Annotated in this window: 16 protein-coding genes; 8 read left to right on the top strand and 8 right to left on the bottom strand. The window is 55.7% G+C overall.

Translation table 11 applies throughout. The annotated features are described in order from the left end of the window. Positions 1-172: 172 nt before the first annotated feature. Together AC01ZF_RS08980 and AC01ZF_RS08985 are read left to right on the top strand one after the other, a co-directional pair. Positions 173-715 (top strand): RNA polymerase sigma factor, encoded by a 543-nt coding sequence (locus tag AC01ZF_RS08980; protein WP_428132119.1) that lies wholly within the window; start codon positions 173-175, stop codon positions 713-715. A 447-nt stretch (positions 716-1,162) separates the two neighbouring features. Continuing rightward, a complete protein-coding gene (locus AC01ZF_RS08985) occupies positions 1,163-1,981 on the top strand; it encodes a PD-(D/E)XK nuclease family protein (RefSeq protein WP_424677535.1) in 819 nt (272 codons plus the stop codon). Between the two features lie 27 nt (positions 1,982-2,008). Here the strand turns inward: AC01ZF_RS08985 and AC01ZF_RS08990 are convergent, their stop codons facing one another. The 5 genes from AC01ZF_RS08990 to AC01ZF_RS09010 are packed head-to-tail and all read right to left on the bottom strand — an operon-like array spanning position 2,009 to position 6,507. Then, complete coding sequence (locus AC01ZF_RS08990; RefSeq protein ID WP_476575300.1) at positions 2,009-3,061, bottom strand: magnesium chelatase ATPase subunit I; 1,053 nt, start codon at positions 3,059-3,061, stop codon at positions 2,009-2,011. Between the two features lie 43 nt (positions 3,062-3,104). After that, entirely contained in the window at positions 3,105-3,389 is a 285-nt protein-coding gene (locus tag AC01ZF_RS08995) for a DUF503 domain-containing protein (RefSeq protein ID WP_015941057.1), read from the bottom strand. A gap of 10 nt (positions 3,390-3,399) precedes the next feature. Continuing rightward, positions 3,400-4,068, bottom strand: a complete 669-nt coding sequence (locus AC01ZF_RS09000) for an LON peptidase substrate-binding domain-containing protein (protein WP_428112094.1) — start codon at positions 4,066-4,068, stop codon at positions 3,400-3,402. Positions 4,069-4,074: 6 nt separating this feature from the next. Next, positions 4,075-5,271 carry a bifunctional glutamate N-acetyltransferase/amino-acid acetyltransferase ArgJ gene (gene argJ / locus AC01ZF_RS09005; protein WP_424677538.1) on the bottom strand — a complete coding sequence of 399 codons (1,197 nt, stop codon included), beginning with the start codon at positions 5,269-5,271 and terminating at the stop codon, positions 4,075-4,077. Positions 5,272-5,304: 33 nt separating this feature from the next. After that, on the bottom strand, positions 5,305-6,507 hold the full coding sequence (locus AC01ZF_RS09010) for a class I SAM-dependent rRNA methyltransferase (protein ID WP_424677539.1): 1,203 nt from the start codon (positions 6,505-6,507) through the stop codon (positions 5,305-5,307). Positions 6,508-6,801: 294 nt separating this feature from the next. On the opposite strand from AC01ZF_RS09010, the gene AC01ZF_RS09015 reads away from it, so the two are divergent. The 5 genes from AC01ZF_RS09015 to AC01ZF_RS09035 all read left to right on the top strand — a co-directional run bounded on the left by AC01ZF_RS09015 (position 6,802) and on the right by AC01ZF_RS09035 (position 11,042). Beyond that, a complete protein-coding gene (locus AC01ZF_RS09015; RefSeq protein WP_424675677.1) occupies positions 6,802-7,782 on the top strand; it encodes an aldo/keto reductase in 981 nt (326 codons plus the stop codon). A gap of 12 nt (positions 7,783-7,794) precedes the next feature. Next, positions 7,795-8,796, top strand: a complete 1,002-nt coding sequence (locus AC01ZF_RS09020; RefSeq protein ID WP_424675678.1) for a threonine ammonia-lyase — start codon at positions 7,795-7,797, stop codon at positions 8,794-8,796. Between the two features lie 421 nt (positions 8,797-9,217). Next, positions 9,218-9,481 (top strand): hypothetical protein, encoded by a 264-nt coding sequence (locus AC01ZF_RS09025; RefSeq protein WP_424675679.1) that lies wholly within the window; start codon positions 9,218-9,220, stop codon positions 9,479-9,481. Next, positions 9,471-10,451: a ribosome small subunit-dependent GTPase A gene (gene rsgA / locus AC01ZF_RS09030; RefSeq protein WP_424675680.1), complete on the top strand. Its 981-nt coding sequence runs from the start codon at positions 9,471-9,473 to the stop codon at positions 10,449-10,451. The genes AC01ZF_RS09025 and rsgA overlap by 11 nt, the downstream gene beginning before the upstream one ends. A gap of 21 nt (positions 10,452-10,472) precedes the next feature. Beyond that, positions 10,473-11,042 carry a GNAT family N-acetyltransferase gene (locus tag AC01ZF_RS09035; protein WP_476575301.1) on the top strand — a complete coding sequence of 190 codons (570 nt, stop codon included), beginning with the start codon at positions 10,473-10,475 and terminating at the stop codon, positions 11,040-11,042. Here the strand turns inward: AC01ZF_RS09035 and AC01ZF_RS09040 are convergent. The 3 genes from AC01ZF_RS09040 to AC01ZF_RS09050 form a co-directional block, all read right to left on the bottom strand. After that, positions 10,988-11,311: an Eco29kI family restriction endonuclease gene (locus AC01ZF_RS09040; protein ID WP_424675710.1), complete on the bottom strand. Its 324-nt coding sequence runs from the start codon at positions 11,309-11,311 to the stop codon at positions 10,988-10,990. The two genes, AC01ZF_RS09035 and AC01ZF_RS09040, sit on opposite strands and share 55 nt — an antisense overlap. Before the next feature lie 680 nt (positions 11,312-11,991). Further along, positions 11,992-13,251 carry a glycosyltransferase family 4 protein gene (locus tag AC01ZF_RS09045; protein WP_424675682.1) on the bottom strand — a complete coding sequence of 420 codons (1,260 nt, stop codon included), beginning with the start codon at positions 13,249-13,251 and terminating at the stop codon, positions 11,992-11,994. Positions 13,252-13,355: 104 nt separating this feature from the next. Beyond that, positions 13,356-15,437 carry a thioredoxin domain-containing protein gene (locus tag AC01ZF_RS09050; protein WP_428112084.1) on the bottom strand — a complete coding sequence of 694 codons (2,082 nt, stop codon included), beginning with the start codon at positions 15,435-15,437 and terminating at the stop codon, positions 13,356-13,358. A 159-nt stretch (positions 15,438-15,596) separates the two neighbouring features. On the opposite strand from AC01ZF_RS09050, the gene gyrA reads away from it, so the two are divergent. Further along, positions 15,597-18,071, top strand: a complete 2,475-nt coding sequence (gene gyrA / locus AC01ZF_RS09055; RefSeq protein WP_424675684.1) for a DNA gyrase subunit A — start codon at positions 15,597-15,599, stop codon at positions 18,069-18,071. The last annotated feature ends 40 nt before the right edge of the window (positions 18,072-18,111 follow it).

Genomic DNA, 18,111 nt, shown 5'->3' on the forward strand with positions numbered 1-18,111 from the left:
CTTGTTGGCACCCGAATGCAGTGCGTCGCCCAATCCGCGTGCGCAGTGCCTAAGTGTCAAATAGATGTTGTTCAGACTCCAAGCCGGGGTGGATCTTCCACTCCGGTACCACTAACGTTTTGCAAAAATCGTACCGTTTCGCACTACCCAAATCCTATACTTGGAGACACAGATGCAATCCCCTGCACATCACACCATCGTGACCGGACTGCAACAGCGTGACCCGCAGATCATCGGCTGGCTCTACACGACCTACGCCCCGCGTCTCCTTGGCTACTTCACCCGTCGCCTGCGTGACCCTGACCTTGCGCGCGACCTACACCACGACCTATTCCTGCGTCTCCTCGAACGCGCGCCGGCTTTTGTCGACCGGGGTGTGCCCATCGATGCCTGGCTCTTCCGGCTCGCGCACGATCTGGTCGTCGATACCCACCGGCGCGCCGGGCGGACCGTCCCCCTGACCGACGCGGCGCACTTCGCCGCTGACGACGATGTCGCTATCACCTGCCTCCACGCCGCCGACCACGCCGCCCTTAACCAAGCTATCGCCACGCTGCCCCTTGCTTACCGGCGCGTGCTCACCTTGCGCTTTCGCGACACCTGCTCGCTTGCTGATACGGCACGTCAGCTCGGTCTCTCCCTTTCGGCCACTAAGGCCCTCCAACGTCGCGCCATCGCTCGCCTCCAGGCTATCCTCTCCCCGCCGATGGCGTGACACCAAGATGCGGGTGGGTTGACCCCACCCGCTCTGTGCACCTTAATGATGGTCAGTCCCAGCGACGCGGGTGGGTTCCCCTCACACCACCGGCTCGACCCGCCGCTGGTCTGCGCGCAAAACGAGAAGGGGGTTACGCCCACTCGCTTCGCTTACCCCGCCGATGGCGTGACACCAAGATGCGGGTGGGTTGACCCCACCCGCTCTGTGCACCTTAATGATGGTCAGTCCCAGCGACGCGGGTGGGTTCACCCTACCCGCCCCACTCACCGCACCGATGGCGTGCCCTTGAAACGATGGTACGGTCACGCTCCTCCTCCCTCGCACCCTATTCGCCCCACCACTGGCTCATTCTACCGGTGGAATATCAGCCCTTCCCCAAGGAAACTCTATGCTATAATCAATTAGACTGTTCATTCTCTGCTGGCCCGTGTGTGAGCAACTTGTATGACGATTGATCGCGAACAACTACGCGAACTCATCTTGCAAGAACTACCGGCGCTCTTCGAGCGTGATCCAGAGTTGCAGCGTTTAATTTTGCGGCTGTCGCAACAATACTTTGCTGACCGCCGTGAAACAGAGAGTCGATTTGATCAAATTCTCGAAGAGCTACGTCGTGATCGCGAAGAGCAGTCACGACGTTGGGCAGAACAAATGCGGTTATGGGAAGAGCAAAATCGGCGGTGGGAAGAGCAAGATCGGCGGTGGGACGAACAAGTACGACTGTGGGACGAGCAAAACCGAAAGTGGGAGGAGCAAAATCGGCGGTGGGAAGAGCAAGATCGGCGGTGGGAAGAGAATCAGCGCGAGATTCGTGAACTTATCCAGGGAATGAAAGTGCTTGATCGTCGGTTTGATTCGACCATAGGTGCACTAGGTGCTCGCTGGGGGTTGTCTTCCGAACAATCTTTTCGAAGTGCGCTTCGAGGTATTTTGACCGATTTCTTCCCGCTTGAGGTGATTCACGTCAATGAGTATGATGATAGCGGTGAGGTGTTTGGTCGTCCTGAACAAATTGAACTCGATCTAATAATTAAAAATGGTGTTTTGCTTATTTGTGAGATTAAATCTTCAATGAGCAAAGCTGACATGTATTTATTTGAACGCAAAGCGCGTTGGTATCAACAACGCCATGGCCGAACAGCGCAACAACTTATTGTGATTTCGCCGATGGTCGACCCAGCAGCGCGGAAGGTGGCCGAACGTTTAGGGATTGTCGTGTATAGTTTTCCTGAAGATGCAGGTAAAGCTATTACAGAATTGTAATCAACACTCGGTTTTCATGCTGGATTCCTAGTGGTTATCCATCGCCGAATCTTCTATCTGGCGCATCGTGCTGCGTCGCCCCGGCCGACGTGGTGTCTCACTCACCGGAAATAGTTCATCAAGGGCTGCATTGATCGTAGCCTGCTCGGTGTGTACATTGGCAGTGTGCCGTTCAAACCAGTCACTGTGCCGCCACGTAAGCGCCAACGGTGCAATCCGCCGAATATCTTCGGTATTAACGGTATTGCGAAAATCGGCGGCAGCGCGTGCCCTTGCTCCCTCGAGCAGCGCAATTTCGGCGCGGTGCGATGGAATTTGTAAACGCTGTACTAATGCCAGCGCCTGTTCCTCCAATTCGGGTGGAATCGTCACATGGGGCAGTATCTCACGCGCAATCATAATCTCTTCAGCGAGAGCCGTGGTCTGGGCAGCATAGACTTGCCGGAATCCCGCCGGATCGTTCCGAAAATCGCGTGCCCGCCGGTAGATTTCTAGCCGAGCACGATGATCGGCAACCGGGGCAACCCATACTCGTAAACCAAAGCGATCGAGGATTTGCGGGCGTAATGCACCCTCCTCTGGGTTCATGGACCCGATCAATATAAACTGACTGGGAAAGAGTCGGATCATTGCGCCACGGCGTACAAAGGTACGACCCTGTGCTGCAGCATCGAGGATGGCATCTACCACGGCCTGATCAAGCAGGTTAATCTCATCGACGTAGAGAACATTACCGTGCGCACGGGCGAGAATTCCCTCTTCAAGCCGAACGATCCGCTGTTCAAGTGCGATCCGCTCGTTGATCCCCCCGACAACATCTTCAAGTCGAGCATTGAGCGGTAATTCGATCAACCGCATCCGTTCTATAAGGGGCTTGCCATCGCTTGTGGTTGCGTCGCGCGTGACAAATGGCATAAGATCGAGGAGGCTGCGGACTGCGGTCGTCTTACCAACACCGTAGGGACCGCTTATCAGAATGCCACCAATTTGGGGGTTAATCAATCCAAGGATGAGCGCCGTCTTAAGTTCGGTCTGACCGACCATCGCCAACAGCGGAAAGGGATAGATCTCGTCTGTCATAGTGTGTCTGTTTGTTCGGCGATGAGCGCGGTAGCTACTATCGTTATAGCATTTCGATTGCGTAATTCAGAAGTGGGCAATCGGGACGCTGCCGTTCAATAAAACTGACCACTGCTTCAAGTTGACGCTGCGCGTGGACCTGATCGGTAGCAACCACCGCTACACCGAGGATCGCACTCTGCCATCGATCCTGATCATCAACTTCGGCAACCGACACGTTAAACTCGTTGCGGATACGCGAGATGAGCGAGCGCAACACCTGACGTTTCTCTTTCAGCGATTGAGCAGTGGCGATGTGCAAGTGGATAGTACAAGAACCGATAATCATACGTGTTGCACTAATTCAGACTATTCCAACTTCCGAACATATTGCGCGGATCAAACCGCTGTGGTCCGCGTGGCAAGATCGCTAATTCAGTGCGGAGAGCTTTGTTCAGACTGCGTAAACGCTCGGTGACATTTGCTTCGAGCCAACGTTGCTTCTGGACCGGATCGATTTGGAGACGGTCGGCGAGGAGATAACTTAACTTTACCGGTTCGAGTGGCAATGGTTCGACATCGATCTCGGCACCGGTAATGGTCGCGACTCGTTCCCAGTAACGTTGGTAGGTAGTGCGTAACTCATTGGCTGCAGCGATTGTCTGCCCATCAACGTGATCCGATAGCAGTTCAACCTGTGCCACAAGATAAGGCGTTTGTTCAACAATTTGTACGATCCGGAAGCGCTGCTGACCGATAACCTGGAGCAAGTAACGACCATCTTCAAGGCGAAGATGCTCTTGAATCACGGCAACCGTGCCGACATCATACGGTTCGGGGGCAATTGCCATTCGGCGACCTTCGATGACCTCGTGCCCACGCCGTAGTAACACAATACCAAACGGCTGCTGGGTCGCCAAACACCGTCCGATCATCAGTCGGTAACGCTCTTCAAAAATATGCAGACTCAACAAGCTACCGGGGAAGAGGAGCGTGCCGAGGGGAAATAACGGTAAAGTCTGTTCCATAATGGTTCATCCATCCGTCCACGTACAGGTCCAGACGGTCGTTTCCGCCGGCCCGAGGTTGAGGTCGATTATCAACTCAACTTCTGGACCAGACATCGCTTGTACTAGTGTCGTTGGGTCGAACGGTACCGGTGTACCGCGTGTCATCACCGGTACCGTTCCGATTTGCAAATCGAGCAAATCGGGTCGTAGTTCGACAGCGCTTGCACCAATTGCTGCCAATAACGCACCCCAATCGGAGGAATTACGCCGGCAAGCAGCACGCACCGAACCAGAACGTGCGACAGCGTTGGCAATGGTCTGAGCCATTGCTCCGTCAGATGCACCCTGTACAACTACCTTTATTACTTTACCAGAACCGGCGGCATCACGCACGATCTGTCCGGCGAGATCGGCACAGAGATAATCGAGTGCTTCTTGAAATACGCCATATTCCCACGTACTCGAGTCGGTAATTGGTGGATGATCGATAGCACCGTTGGCCAACATTATCACGCTATCATTGGGGCTACGATCCCCGTCGATATTCAGTCGATTGAACGAACGCTCAACACTGTGATGGAGGGCACGTTGCAAGAGGGGCTGACTGATAGCGAGATCGGTTGTGATCATGACCAGCACCGTTGCCAAGCGAGGGTGGATCATACGGGTGCCCTTCGCCATACCGGCGAGCGTAAAACGGGGACCGTTCCGCAATGACACACGCAAGACCCGTTCTTTCGGACGAGTATCGGTCGTGAGAATGGCGAGGGCTGCACGCCGACCGCCGTTACTATCGAGTTCGCTCACTGCCCGCCGAATCCCGTTGCGCATCCGCTGCATCGGCAACGGCACACCTATCAATCCTGTTGACATAAGCAAAACGGAGTCGCGTGGTATCTCCAGTTCATCAGCCGTGATTTTGGCGCACTCGATAGCATCATTCAGACCGGCTTGACCGGTACCAGCATTAGCATGTCCGGCGTTAATCAGCACAGCACGGATAGCATCGTGGTTACGTAACAAAATCGCTTGGCTGAGAAAAACGGGAGCCGCTTTGAAGACACTGGTTGTGAAGAGGGCTGCTGCACGACACGGATGCAGTGAATAGATGAGAGCCAGATCGCGCGCCTTGCTCCCCTCTTTCAGCCCAGCCGAGATACCGGTTGCACGAAAACCGGTCGGGCTAGCGATGTGTCCATCTTCAAAGATTGTGAAATTCATATTCACTCTGTGTTCAACCAAAGCGACATTAGTTTACCACACTCGACAGATAAAACCTTTGAGATATTCAGCTTCAGGAAAGCTAAGTAAGACCGGATGATCGGGGGCTTGGGTAAGCCGCTCAAGGATTTGGACATCGCGCCCGGCATCAACAGCCGCGCCAAAGACGACTTTCTGAAAGAGATCGGCAGAGACAAGGCCAGAGCAGCTAAACGTCGCCAGAATGCCACCCGGTCGAATCAAGTGCAATGCTTGTAAGTTGATATCTTTGTAACCGCGGGTAGCCCGTTGCAGATGTGTTTGTTGATAAGCGAACTTCGGCGGATCGAGGATCACCACATCAAATTGACGCCGTTCATTGCGGTACTGGCGTAGTATGTGAAAAGCATCGCCGACGACAAACTCTGCCGAAGTAGTGAGTTTATTGAGGCGCAGATTTTCACCGGCGAGTGCCAGCGCATCGGCACTAGCATCAACGAGGGTTATCCGACACGCCCCGGCACGGGCAGCGGCTAGGGCAAAGCCGCCAGCGTAAGAAAAGCAGTCGAGCACTTCTGCTCCGTTACAGTATGCACCAACCCGTGCGTGATTAATTGCTTGATCGAGATAAATCCCAGTCTTTTGGCCGGTTGTCACATCAGCAAACATGCGTAGACCGGTTGCCATCTGACCAAGGGCACTAATTGGACATATCGGCATGCGCGGTGGTTGTTCGCCCCAACGCAACCCGGCGACTATTGGTAAATCTTCCTTTTCGCGCACATCCGCATCGCTACGTTCGTAAATCCCGCGGGGGGCTAACAGATCAACGAGTGCGGCCACAACCTGCTCAGCACGTACTGCCATAGCTTGGGTAAGCAATTGAATGACCAGGTAGCAACCATACCGGTCAATAATCAGGCCGGGCAATCCATCCGACTCACTAAAGACGAGGCGGCAAGCGATCGCCGGATCGATTAACCAGCGCTCCCGGCCACTCACAGCGCGGGCAATTGTGTCACGCAGCCACGTCTCATCGAGAGGCTGGGTAGCGTCCCATGTTGCGAGACGTACTCGCAACTGCGAGCTACTGCTCCAGAACCCACGTGCCAACCAACTGCCGTCTTGACTGTATACCTCGACTACCTCGCCGGGGGCAGGATTACCGCGCACACTGGCGATAGCGCCGGAAAATACCCAAGGATGTCGTTGAATGATCGGTCGTTCCCGACCTGAATGAACTGTAACAGTTACCATAGTACGTTGACTCTATCACGCGCCTACCATACGGTCAAGTAGCGCAGCACGGCAGTGCTGCGCCCGGCAGTGCTGCGCCCGGCAGTGCTACGCCCGGCGGTGCTGCCCCAGGACCGCACGGCAGTGCTGCGCCCAACGGTGCTGCCCCAGGACCGCACGGCAGTGCTGCGCCCAACGGTGCTGCCCCAGGACCGCACGGCAGTGCTGCGCCCGGAAGATTACATTACGCAACACCGGATTCATCAATGTTTGCTATGATAGACATATCACCGAACATTGCCAATAGGAGGAACTATGCAATACACCCGCTTCGGCACAACCGGTATGCACGTCTCGCGGATCTGTCTCGGCTGTATGAGCTATGGTTCGCCGACATGGCGCGAATGGGTGCTCGATGAAGCCGCTAGTCGTCCATTTATCTTTCGCGCCTTAGAATTGGGGATCAACTTTTTCGATACTGCCGATATGTACTCGCTGGGGATGAGTGAAGAAATTCTCGGTCGTGCCATCCGCGATTCTGGGGTACGTCGCGATGAGTTGGTTATTGCAACCAAAGTTTATCAGCCGATGAGCGATCGCCCGAACGATCGCGGTCTTTCCCGCAAACATATTATGCAGGCAATTGACGCCTCTCTGCACCGATTAGGGATGGATTATGTCGATCTGTACCAGATTCATCGCTGGGATTACGAAACACCCATTGAAGAGACGCTGGAAGCGCTGAACGATGTTGTGCGCGCCGGAAAAGCTCTCTATATCGGTGCATCGAGTATGTTTGCGTGGCAATTAGCCAAGGCCTTATGTATACAAGAACGACGCGGTTGGGCACGGTTCGTTTCGATGCAAAACCATCTCAACCTCGTCTACCGTGAAGAAGAGCGTGAGATGCTCCCGCTATGTCGTGATGCGGGACTAGCAGTGATTCCATGGAGTCCACTGGCACGTGGTTTCTTAGCCGGTAATCGGCCACAAGGTACCGGCGCTGCGACGGTGCGTGGTCGCTCAGATACCATCTCGCACGCGATGTACGATGCCAGCGATTATGTAATTGTCGAGCGGGTGAGTGAGATTGCTCGGGAGCGCGGGGTGAGCAATGCCCAGATCGCGCTGGCATGGCTGCTCCACAAACCCGAAGTGACGGCACCGCTTATCGGGGCAACTAAGATGTATCAGCTCGAAGAGGCAGTCGCAGCCCTCGAAATCCAGCTCACACCGGAAGAAATTCAGCGATTAGAAGAGCCGTATCGGCCTAAACCGATCCGGGGGCATGCGTAAGCAGAGTAATCTATGACAGCTCGTATTGATGTGAAGCCGGTAGCCATCTTGACAGCTCGTCAACACATCGCCGGTATTGTCCAACCTACGCCACTTGAGTTGAGTCGGCCACTGAGTACGTTGTTAGGCGCTGAAGTGTGGCTCAAACTTGAATTAGCGCAGGTGACCGGTAGTTTTAAACTACGTGGTGCCGCGAATGTACTACGCCAGTTACCGCCCAATGTGCATGTGGTTGCGTGTTCGGCCGGGAACCATGCTCTTGGCGTCGCCCACGCATCAGCACTGACCGGCCATGCCGCTACACTAGTTGTGCCGGCGACAGCTTCACCGGCCAAGATCGCTGGGTTGTATCGTTATCCGGTAGATTTACGCTTGCACGGCCAAAGCTACGATGAAGCTGAAGCTGAAGCATTACGGCTGGCCAAAGTGCATGGTTGGTATTTTATCTCACCCTACAACGATCCGATGGTCATTGCCGGGCAAGGCACATTAGCGGTAGAAGTGTGGGAAACGTTACCCAACGTTGAGGTGTTGGTCGTCGCCGTCGGTGGTGGTGGTCTGGCGAGCGGTGTTGGTCTATGGGCAAAAGCTATCAATCCACAGGTGCGCATCATTGGAGTCCAGGCGGCAGCGTCCGCGGCAATGGCAGCAGCCTTACGGGCCGGACGTGTTGTCCCGATACCTGATGGACCAACATTAGCCGATGGGTTGGCCGGTGGGTTGGAAGCTGATACGATCACGTTGCCGATATTACAGCAAGTGCTCGATGAGGTAGTGTGCGTTGATGAAGCGGCAATTATGCAGGCAATGCATTGGTTGTTCGTCGAGCATCACCTCATTGTCGAGGGGAGTGGAGCTGTGCCGTTGGCAGCGTTACTCTCCGGCCAAATCGGCGATTTGCAAGGACGGCGAGTCGTGGTGTTGCTCTGCGGGCGAAACGTTGCCGCCGAGACGTGGCAGCATGTGATAGCAACGGTATCAGGTGAAGCAGGAAGGCTACGTGCAGCAACGTGAACCGCGAAAGCACCATTTCCGTACCGACGAGATAATTGTTCGTGGCAACACGTGGCTTATGATCAGCCCAAAGACTGAGGAAACCCACATTGACAATCGTGAAACTGCGTGTTATGCTGCACGAGCAAGCATTAACGTCTATTCTGGTCAAAGGAGGAGCGCATGCCACTCATCAGCGATAGAACCCCAACGATTGTTGTGATGGTACTGTGCGACTCCATTGATGCAGGAGAGGCTTCACACAGCACAGGCTAAACAGGCTAACCTGTGATACCGACGGGCTGTGGGAAGCTGCTAAGCGCCTACAGCCCGTTACTTATTTGGGCTGTGGCGTCAGCAACCACAGCCTTTTTATTCCCTCCGCACAATGAAGTCGAATGGCACTGAGGCAGACGGGTACTGAGAACGAGGATTGCTAACGATGACAGATCATCAGGCTATCACCACCGCCGTCCATCAAACGCGACCAATTGTTGCGGAGGGAACCATCATGATTATTCTAGAGCGTGACGGCTCGCTAACGTATCATCCGCCCAAAACGGGGCAACCGCGATCGGCGCACACGACGCTGAAGGCGGCTACCGCCGCAGAGCTGCCGTCACCGTCGTTGATCGAGCGGATTATTAGTGTGGCATTCGATCTCTTGGGAGTACATCGGCTGGAGGTGCGCATTGATGAATCGTAAAGCAGCCGCTGTGGAGATCGAGCAAACCGTATCGGCGCCGGAGACCAAGACTGGCCGTCTGATCGGAACGGTATTGCGGGCGCAGAGTGGCTTTTTCTGGGTACTGACCGAACAAGGTCTGCTCGAATGCCGCTTGCGTGGTCGCTTGAAAAAGGAGCGTCAGGCAACCGACCTGGTCGTGATCGGTGATCAGGTTGAAGTGGTTTTGGTCGGTTATGGGCAAGGTGCTATCGAGGCGGTTTTGCCGCGGCGCAGTCAGTTGGCTCGGCGGGCTGCCGGTTCACGCGGCGCGTACAAAGAGGACGTCATCGTTGCCAACGTCGATCAAGTGTTGTTGGTCTTTGCGTGCGCTAAACCGGAGTTTACCCCGCGTATGCTCGACCGCTATCTGGTCATCTGTGAACACAGCGAACTACCGGCAATCATTGTGGCGACCAAAATCGATCTCGTCGGGCGTGAAGTCGCTGAGTCGCTGTTCAGACCGTATGAACAGATCGGCTACCCGGTCGTGTATACGAGTACCATCAGCGGCGAAGGGATTGCCGACCTGCGCGATCGGCTCATCGGCAAGATTAGCGTTGTCACCGGTAAGTCAGGAGTTGGCAAAAGCAGCCTGCTCAACGCGATCCAGCCCGGTCTCAATTTGCGCACCGGTGAGGTGAGTGAGCGCCTCACCAAAGGGCGCCATACGACGACTGTCGCCGAACTCATTCCCCTTACCATGCCGGGAGGTGGCTATGTCGCCGATACACCGGGCATTCGTGAGATCGGGTTGTGGAAACTGCCGGCGCGCGATTTGGCATGGTGTTTTCGCGAATTCCGTCCCTTTCTCCGCGATTGCTACTTTGCCGGTTGTACCCATTTGCATGAACCTAACTGTGCAGTACGCGCTGCGGTCGAGCGGGGAGAAATCACGCCTGAGCGCTACGATAGTTATGTTCGGTTGATGAACAGTGATGAGGAAGGGTAGTTCGATACCAGGGAAGGGTTGATGATGAACGCCCACCCACAAACGCGACCGGTCGTTGTAGCCGGTGAGCGGGTCTTTCTGAGCCATATCTTCGCCGATGATGCACCACTGCTGGCACAGTGGTTTGCCGATCTGGAATTCACTGCTCTGTTAGGCCAACAGGGGTACAGTTACACCCTCGAACAAGAACAGCAGTGGATTAATGCAAACGCCATAGCCAAAGACGATCGGCGTACTTTTGCGATAATACTGCGTGACGGTGAGCGGCTGATCGGCACATGTAGTTTGTTTCGTATCAACCTACTCCACGGCATTGCCGAACTGGGCATCGCTATTGGTGATAAAACGGTGTGGGGGCAAGGTTGTGGACGTGAAGCGGTTCGTTTGTTAGTCGATTACGGGTTTCGCTATCTCAACCTTTATAACATCTCGTTGTGGGTGTATGCGTTCAACGAGCGGGCGTACCGGGCCTATGTGCGGGCCGGCTTTCGCGAAGTGGGCCGGTTACGTGGAGCTATCATGCTAGATGGGCGTCGTTACGATCGTATTCTGATGGAAATAACACGCGATGATCGCATAAGTGTTGGATAAACACAGCGGTATGACATATCCTGTTGAACTACTTGTTTCACGGCCTCGATCAGTTCTTGGTGGTCTTTGCGGTTTGATCGCAAATGTTGCGCCCATCTACAACCGGGATGGAGTGGGTTCCATAGAGAACGCTGTTGATTGTACCGCCCTTTACCGGGATCGTGGTTGCCAAAACCGGTTACGATTGTATGCCAAATTGGAGAAAACTCAGTTCGCGCATTGTCATTGTACGGTAGAATGCTCGAACGTCTTCCCACACCTGCGGACATACGTTCCGGGATGAGTCGCACGCAGAGAAGATTCGCTCGCTGCCATACGGAAGGTGGTAATGAGTTCAGGACAATAGCGCACGTTCCGTTCAACAGCCGGGCTAAACAATGGGAGACGTGAATAAAAACCCGCAGGTGGTTGGATATTGATGCCGTCAGGCAATGCCTAATCTCCTCACCATTTAAAAATATACGAACAACGGATACGGTACGGCGATGCGCTTCAACCGCCGACGTTTCTGTTGCCGCTGCTACACGAGCTAGATAAACATGAAAAGCGCTACACTTTGTTTTTGCCGCGAGGGTAGCACAGGGGTTAATATCAAACTCGATACCATTGAAGCTGTTCCGTAATCCCTCAACGAGGGTTGTTCCAACACCGGCAAATGGATCAAGTATCGTTGCGTGGTAGTTGATGTTAGTTGAGATATAGTATCGTAATATGTCGGTCACGAAGCCGGTAAAGAATCCGGCGATCCAAGGTACCCAACGGAGGATCGCATTATGTTGGTTCTGGGCAAAAGTTGAGTCGTGGAACAGGGACGTGCGTGGTGTGAGGTGGAAGGTAGATCATTGGATCACCACGGTGGTATTTTCTCACCAGAGTGGGAGTAGGACGGCTTGCATTCATCCTATCACGCTTTGGAATTGATTGAGTTACGATTTTTTTCCTCACCGCTTCACCCAAGCTCGCCATATAGCGGGCGAATTCGTTGGTAAACGGCATCCCACGTCAGTTCACGCCAAACACGTGCTCGTCCGGCAGCGCCCATTGCTCTCGCCAACGTGCGATCACGCAGGAGACGGTCGATGGCCTCAGCAATCGCCGGTACGTTTCCAAATGGCACCAACCAGCCATCAACCCCGTGCCGGATTACCGCCGGTACACCACCGGCCCGCGCTCCGATCACCGGCACACCGTTGCACCACGCTTCGAGATAGGTGATACCAAAGCTGTCGGTGCGCGATGGCTGCACATACACGTCGGCAGCGGCGAGTGCGTCGCGGCGGGTATCGTCATCAACGTAGCCGAGAATCCGCACGCGCGTTCGTTCGGACGGTGTCAGGGCCGCTACTGCTTCGGCAAAACCACCGAACGCCGGTCCACATTGCACCCATACTGCGTCACTTCCTTGTGCCCATAACCGTCGCATCGCCGCTAACGTATGGATAGCGCCTTTGTCGAACGCAGCCACACCCAAACTCAGCACCATCGGCCCATTAATCTGCTGGGTGGCTCGAAAACGCCGTCCATCGCCACCGGTAACTTCGGCGGGCGTTACTCCTGCACCGATGGTGACGATCTGAGCAGCGGGAAGACCACGCCGCATCAGGTACGCTCGTTCAATCTCGGTCATGGTCGCTATATACGTTGCCCGTCGGAGCAGATCGATCTGGTGTGGCATCGCGTAGTAGCGAACAATTTGCTCACTCCCCGGTTCACCGACATGCACGAATGGTGTGCAGATGTGGCGTAGGCCGTGTTGTTGGGTCCAGCATGCCACCGGAATCAGGGCAAAGTCGAGGGTGATGTTGGTGGTGTGAACGACGGTGACATCGGACAGTGCCGGATCGGCGAGGGTTGTGATGAGATCGGGGATCTGTGGAGTGAGCATAGCGAACCGGCGCAAGATTGACACGCTTGGTCGGCCCAAGCGGCCCACTTCGACCATCAGCCGACGGATGATCGGGTAGAGGAGCGCCGGACCGGGTAGTCGGCGGATCGCTAGTCGTCTGATTTGCACCCCATCGTGTTCACCGAACGGCTCGGTAATCCGTCGTTTGCCGGGCATCCAAAGGTGTTCAAGGTCAAAGGCATCGGTCGTCAGTACCGTTACCCGATGACCTTCGGCGACGAGGCGGGCGCCGATCTCTTGAAAGTAGCGGGCTGCCCCACTAGGAGCAGGCCAGTAGAGTTGGACAACGTGTAGGATGTGCATATCGCCGATGTACAACAGAGACGCAACTATACTTGCAAATCATACCAGGGTTTCGCCGATCCGTGGTGTTCGTTGGCAACGTTGCGTCTCTGCATCCCGTCCCGTCACCCCAACTGTTCCAGCAACGCTTCGGGTGTCGTGACCGGCAACCGGCAAGCAAACCGCTCACAGAGATAGGCTGTTGGTTGACCATCGATCAACGTGCGTCCGGCGAGTAATGCCACCTGTTCAGCGATCGGATCGCCGGGTTCGGCGTGGGCGATCACCAGTCGGGGCCGATAGGCAGCGCGGGCCACCGCCAATAGGGCTTGAGTCGTCGGATGGCCGGAGGGACCGATAATGGCCAATTCGCGAGTCGGCCCGATCATCAGATCGGCAGCACACAACATGCGACCGAAGCCAAGCGGAAAACGGATCAACATCGGTGCTACTTGTTGCAACACCTGCTCGGCCCGCGTAGCGTATAGATCATTGCCGGTCAGTGCATGCAATCGCAACAACGCCATCGTTGCTGCCGACGTACCCGACGGTGTGGCATTATCGCTGAGATCGCGCGGACGAGTCACCAATGCCGGCTGATCGCGCCCGGTATCAAAAAACATCCACGACTGTGCATCCCAGAATAGATCAAGCATCGCCTCGGCCAACTCGATGGCTGTTGCCAAATAGTACGTCTCACCACCAGCAGCGTGCAATTCGAGCAGTGCATCGCAGAGTAGCGCATAATCATCGAGAAAACCGGCCGGGCCGGGCCGACCATCCTTCCAACTGCGCAACAACCGACCATCAGCGCGACGCAGGTTTGCCAGAAGAAAATCGGCGCACCGGCGGGCAGCGGACAAATATTCTGGCACCCGCGCGCTCGCCGTCGCCAATGCTCTGATCGCCAGTGCATTCCATGCGGTAATAATCTTTTCATCACGGAAAGGGCGTGGACGCTGCTCACGGAATGCACGCAGAATCGGTCGCGCACGTTCAACTGTCTCGGTAACTCGCTCAACCGGCACTCCGAGCCTTGCCGCGACTGCCGACGCCGAGCGTGGCACATACAAAATCGACTTACCCTCAAAGTTGCCCTGCCGCGTTACCCCATAGTAAGCACCGACGATTGTCGCATCGTCGCCTAGCGCCAACCGCAATTCGTCCGGTGTCCAGACATAAAACGCACCCTCTTCGGCGTGGGCGGCGCCGGGTACCGGTAAGCTATCGGCATCTTCGCTGCTAAAAAATGCACCTTCGGGATGGTGCAGATCGCGCAGCAGATAGGCAAACGTTTCGTCGGCGATCTGGGCAAGGAACGGATCACCGGTGACGAGGGCGGCCAGATGATAAACTTCGGCCAACAGCGCGTTATCGTAGAGCATCTTCTCGAAGTGGGGTACTAACCAGCGCGTATCAACACTATAGCGGTGGAAGCCGCCCCCAACCTGATCGTACATCCCACCGTGAGCCATCTGTTCGAGGGTTTGGTGGAGCATCGGCAAAGCCTGCACGTGACCTCGCAGGTGGGTTCGTAAGAGAAATTCAAGCACGAGCGGCTGCGGAAACTTCGGCGCATCACCGAACCCGCCGTACTGAGGGTCAAATTCACGCTCAAGCTTGGCCGCAGCCTCCATCAGCAGTGCCTCGTCAATGGTTGCCGTTTCGGGCAGTGGCTGAGCCAACAGTTTGATATGATTGAGTAACTCTTGGGCTGAAGCGGTCAGATCGTCGCGTCGAGTACGATAGGCTTCGGCGATCGAGAGTAACACCTGGCGCCAACTCGGCATCCGATACCGGTTCGCCTTCGCATCAGGTGGAAAATAAGTACCGGCGAAGAACGGTGTCCCGTCGGGAAGACAAAAGACGTTGAGCGGCCAGCCGCCCCGTCCGGTGAGCGCCTGGGCCGCTGCCATGTAGATGCTGTCGAGGTCGGGCCGCTCTTCGCGGTCAACTTTGATGTTGATGAAATATTCGTTTTGGATAGCTGCAATCTCTGGATTGGCAAAACTCTCGTGGGCCATCACGTGGCACCAATGGCAGGCTGCGTAGCCAATACTCACCAACAGTGGCTTATCTTCACGTCGCGCACGTTCGAGTGCTTCTTCCCCCCACGGATACCAATCGACCGGATTATCGGCGTGCTGTTGTAAATATGGACTGGCTTCTCCGGCGAGCCGGTTGAGTGGGCGGGCATCGGTGCTCATGCTCCCTCCTTTCGATAGTAGGTACTGTTTGAATTGTAGCATAGCTGCTGCTCTAGAACATGTTTTCAACAGTATTCGACAAAACCACTCGGATAGGGTATAATATCAGATGGCAAACATCGCATTATGATGCGCTAAAACCCGATAATGGAGTAACCAATGGAAATCGGTATCGTCCGTCCCGTCAGCATCACCAACGAGATGCGGACGGCCTACCTCAGTTACGCGATGAGCGTAATCGTCTCACGTGCCCTCCCCGATGCACGTGACGGGCTCAAACCGGTGCAGCGGCGCATCCTGTACGGGATGTGGGACATGGGCTTCCGCAGCAACCAGCCCTACAAGAAGAGCGCCCGTATCGTCGGCGACGTGCTCGGCAAGATGCACCCGCACGGCGACAGCGCCGTCTACGATGCACTGGCCCGCATGGCGCAGCCGTGGAGTATGCGCTACCCGCTCATTGATGGGCAAGGTAACTTTGGTTCAATTGACGGCGATCCACCGGCAGCAATGCGGTATACCGAAGCGCGTCTCGCCCCAATTGCTGAAGAATTGCTGAGTGAAATTGATAAAGATACGGTCGACTTTCGGGATAATTTCGACGGCAGTTATCGCGAGCCGGTGGTATTGCCAGCCATTTTACCCAATCTGCTGCTCAACGGTGCGTCCGGTATCGCCGTTGGCATGGCGACCAATATTCCGCCCCACAACCTCGGCGAGTTGTGTGATGCCATTAGCTATCTGATCGATCATCCAGAGGCTACCGTCGAAGAGCTGATGGAAATTATTCCCGGTCCCGATTTTCCCACCGCCGGACTGATTTTGGGCACGGAGGGTATTTTGGCTGCTTACAGCACCGGACGCGGCCAGATCACGCTGCGAGCCAAGACCCACATCGAGGAAGCCGGGCGGGGTGCGTATATGATCGTCGTTACCGAACTGCCGTACCAAGTGAACAAAGCTCGGCTCCAAGAGCGGATCGCCGAGTTGGTCAAAGATCGTAAGATCGAAGGCATTCGCGATGTGCGCGACGAGAGCGACCGCAACGGGATGCGGTTGGTCATCTTGCTGAAACAAGACGCTCAGCCCAAGAAGGTGCTTAACGCGCTCTACAAGCATACGCAGATGCAAACCACCTTCGGCATCAATATGCTGGCGCTGGTCGAGCATGGCCGCCAGCCGCGCGTTTTGACGCTCAAGCGATTGCTGCAAGAGTATATCAACCATCGCCAAGAGGTTATTCGTCGCCGCACCGAGTTCGATTTGGCCCGCGCCCGTGAACGTGCCCATATCCTTGAAGGTCTCAAGATCGCGCTCGATAATCTCGATGCGGTGATCCAGACCATCCGCGATTCGCGCACCGCCGAGAGCGCACGCAATAACTTGATGCGCAATTTTTCGCTCACCGAACGGCAAGCACAGGCAATTCTCGAACTCCAACTGCGCCGATTGGCTGCTCTCGAACGGCAGAAGATCGAGGAAGAATATCGCGAGGTGATTAAGCTGATCGCCGAACTCGAAGATATTCTGGCTAATCCGCGCAAGGTGCTGCATCTGATCAAAGAAGACTTGAGCCGTCTGAAGGACAAGTACGGCGACCCGCGCCGCACCCGCATTATTCCCGATGTCACCGGCGAGGTCAGCGACGAGGATCTGATCCCTGATGTGCGGGTGATGATTACCCTCACCGACCGCGGCTACATCAAGCGCCAATTGCCCGATGCCTACCGCACTCAGCGCCGCGGCGGGCGCGGCATTAAGGGCATGCTCACTCGTGAGCAGGATATTGTCCGCCACTTGCTGACCTGCAATTCGCTCGATAATCTGCTCTTCTTCACCGACCGCGGCAAGGTCTACCAGATCAAAGCCCACGAAGTACCCGACAGCTCGCGCACGGCCAAAGGCTTACCGTTGGTTAACCTTGTGTCGCTTGAACCGGGTGAACAAGTGACCTCGATGCTGGCCGTGCGCGAATTCGACGCCGAGTATCTGGTGATGGCGACGGTGCGCGGCAAGATGAAGCGCACCCAACTGCGCGAGTATAGCCAAGTGCGCTCGAATGGGTTGATTGCGATTGGCCTGGAAGAGGGTGATGTGCTCGGTTGGGTGCGAGTTAGTCACGGTCACGAAGATATCTTGCTGACCACTGCTCGTGGTCAGACCCTGCGCTTCGCGCAGAGCGAGGTGCGTCCGATGGGACGACCGGCTACCGGCGTGATCGGGATCAATTTAGCCGAGGGCGACCGGGTGGTGAGTATGGATTTAGCCGAAGAAGGTGCCGATCTGCTCGTCGTCACCGCCCGCGGCATTGGCAAGCGCACCGCGCTCAGCGAGTACCCGGTGAAAGGACGGGCGACCGGTGGTGTGATCACGATTAAGCTGCGCAACGAAACCGATGAAGTCGCTGCCGCCGCGGTTGTGCATGAGCATTCGCTGCTCACGTTCATCACCACCGGCGGGATGGTGATGCGTACCAGCGCCAGCGAGATCTCGCGCTTGGGTCGGGCGACCCAAGGCGTGACGGTGGTGAACGTCGCTTCTGGTGATCGTGTCGCTGCCCTCTCGGTGGAAGATCCCGATGAGAACGGGAATGGCAACGGCGCCGCGCCAACGCTCATTGATCCGATGGGGTGATCGATTGCAGTGTTACGCACTGGCGGGTGCTGCGTGCTGC

This window comes from Chloroflexus sp. (assembly GCF_056331925.1).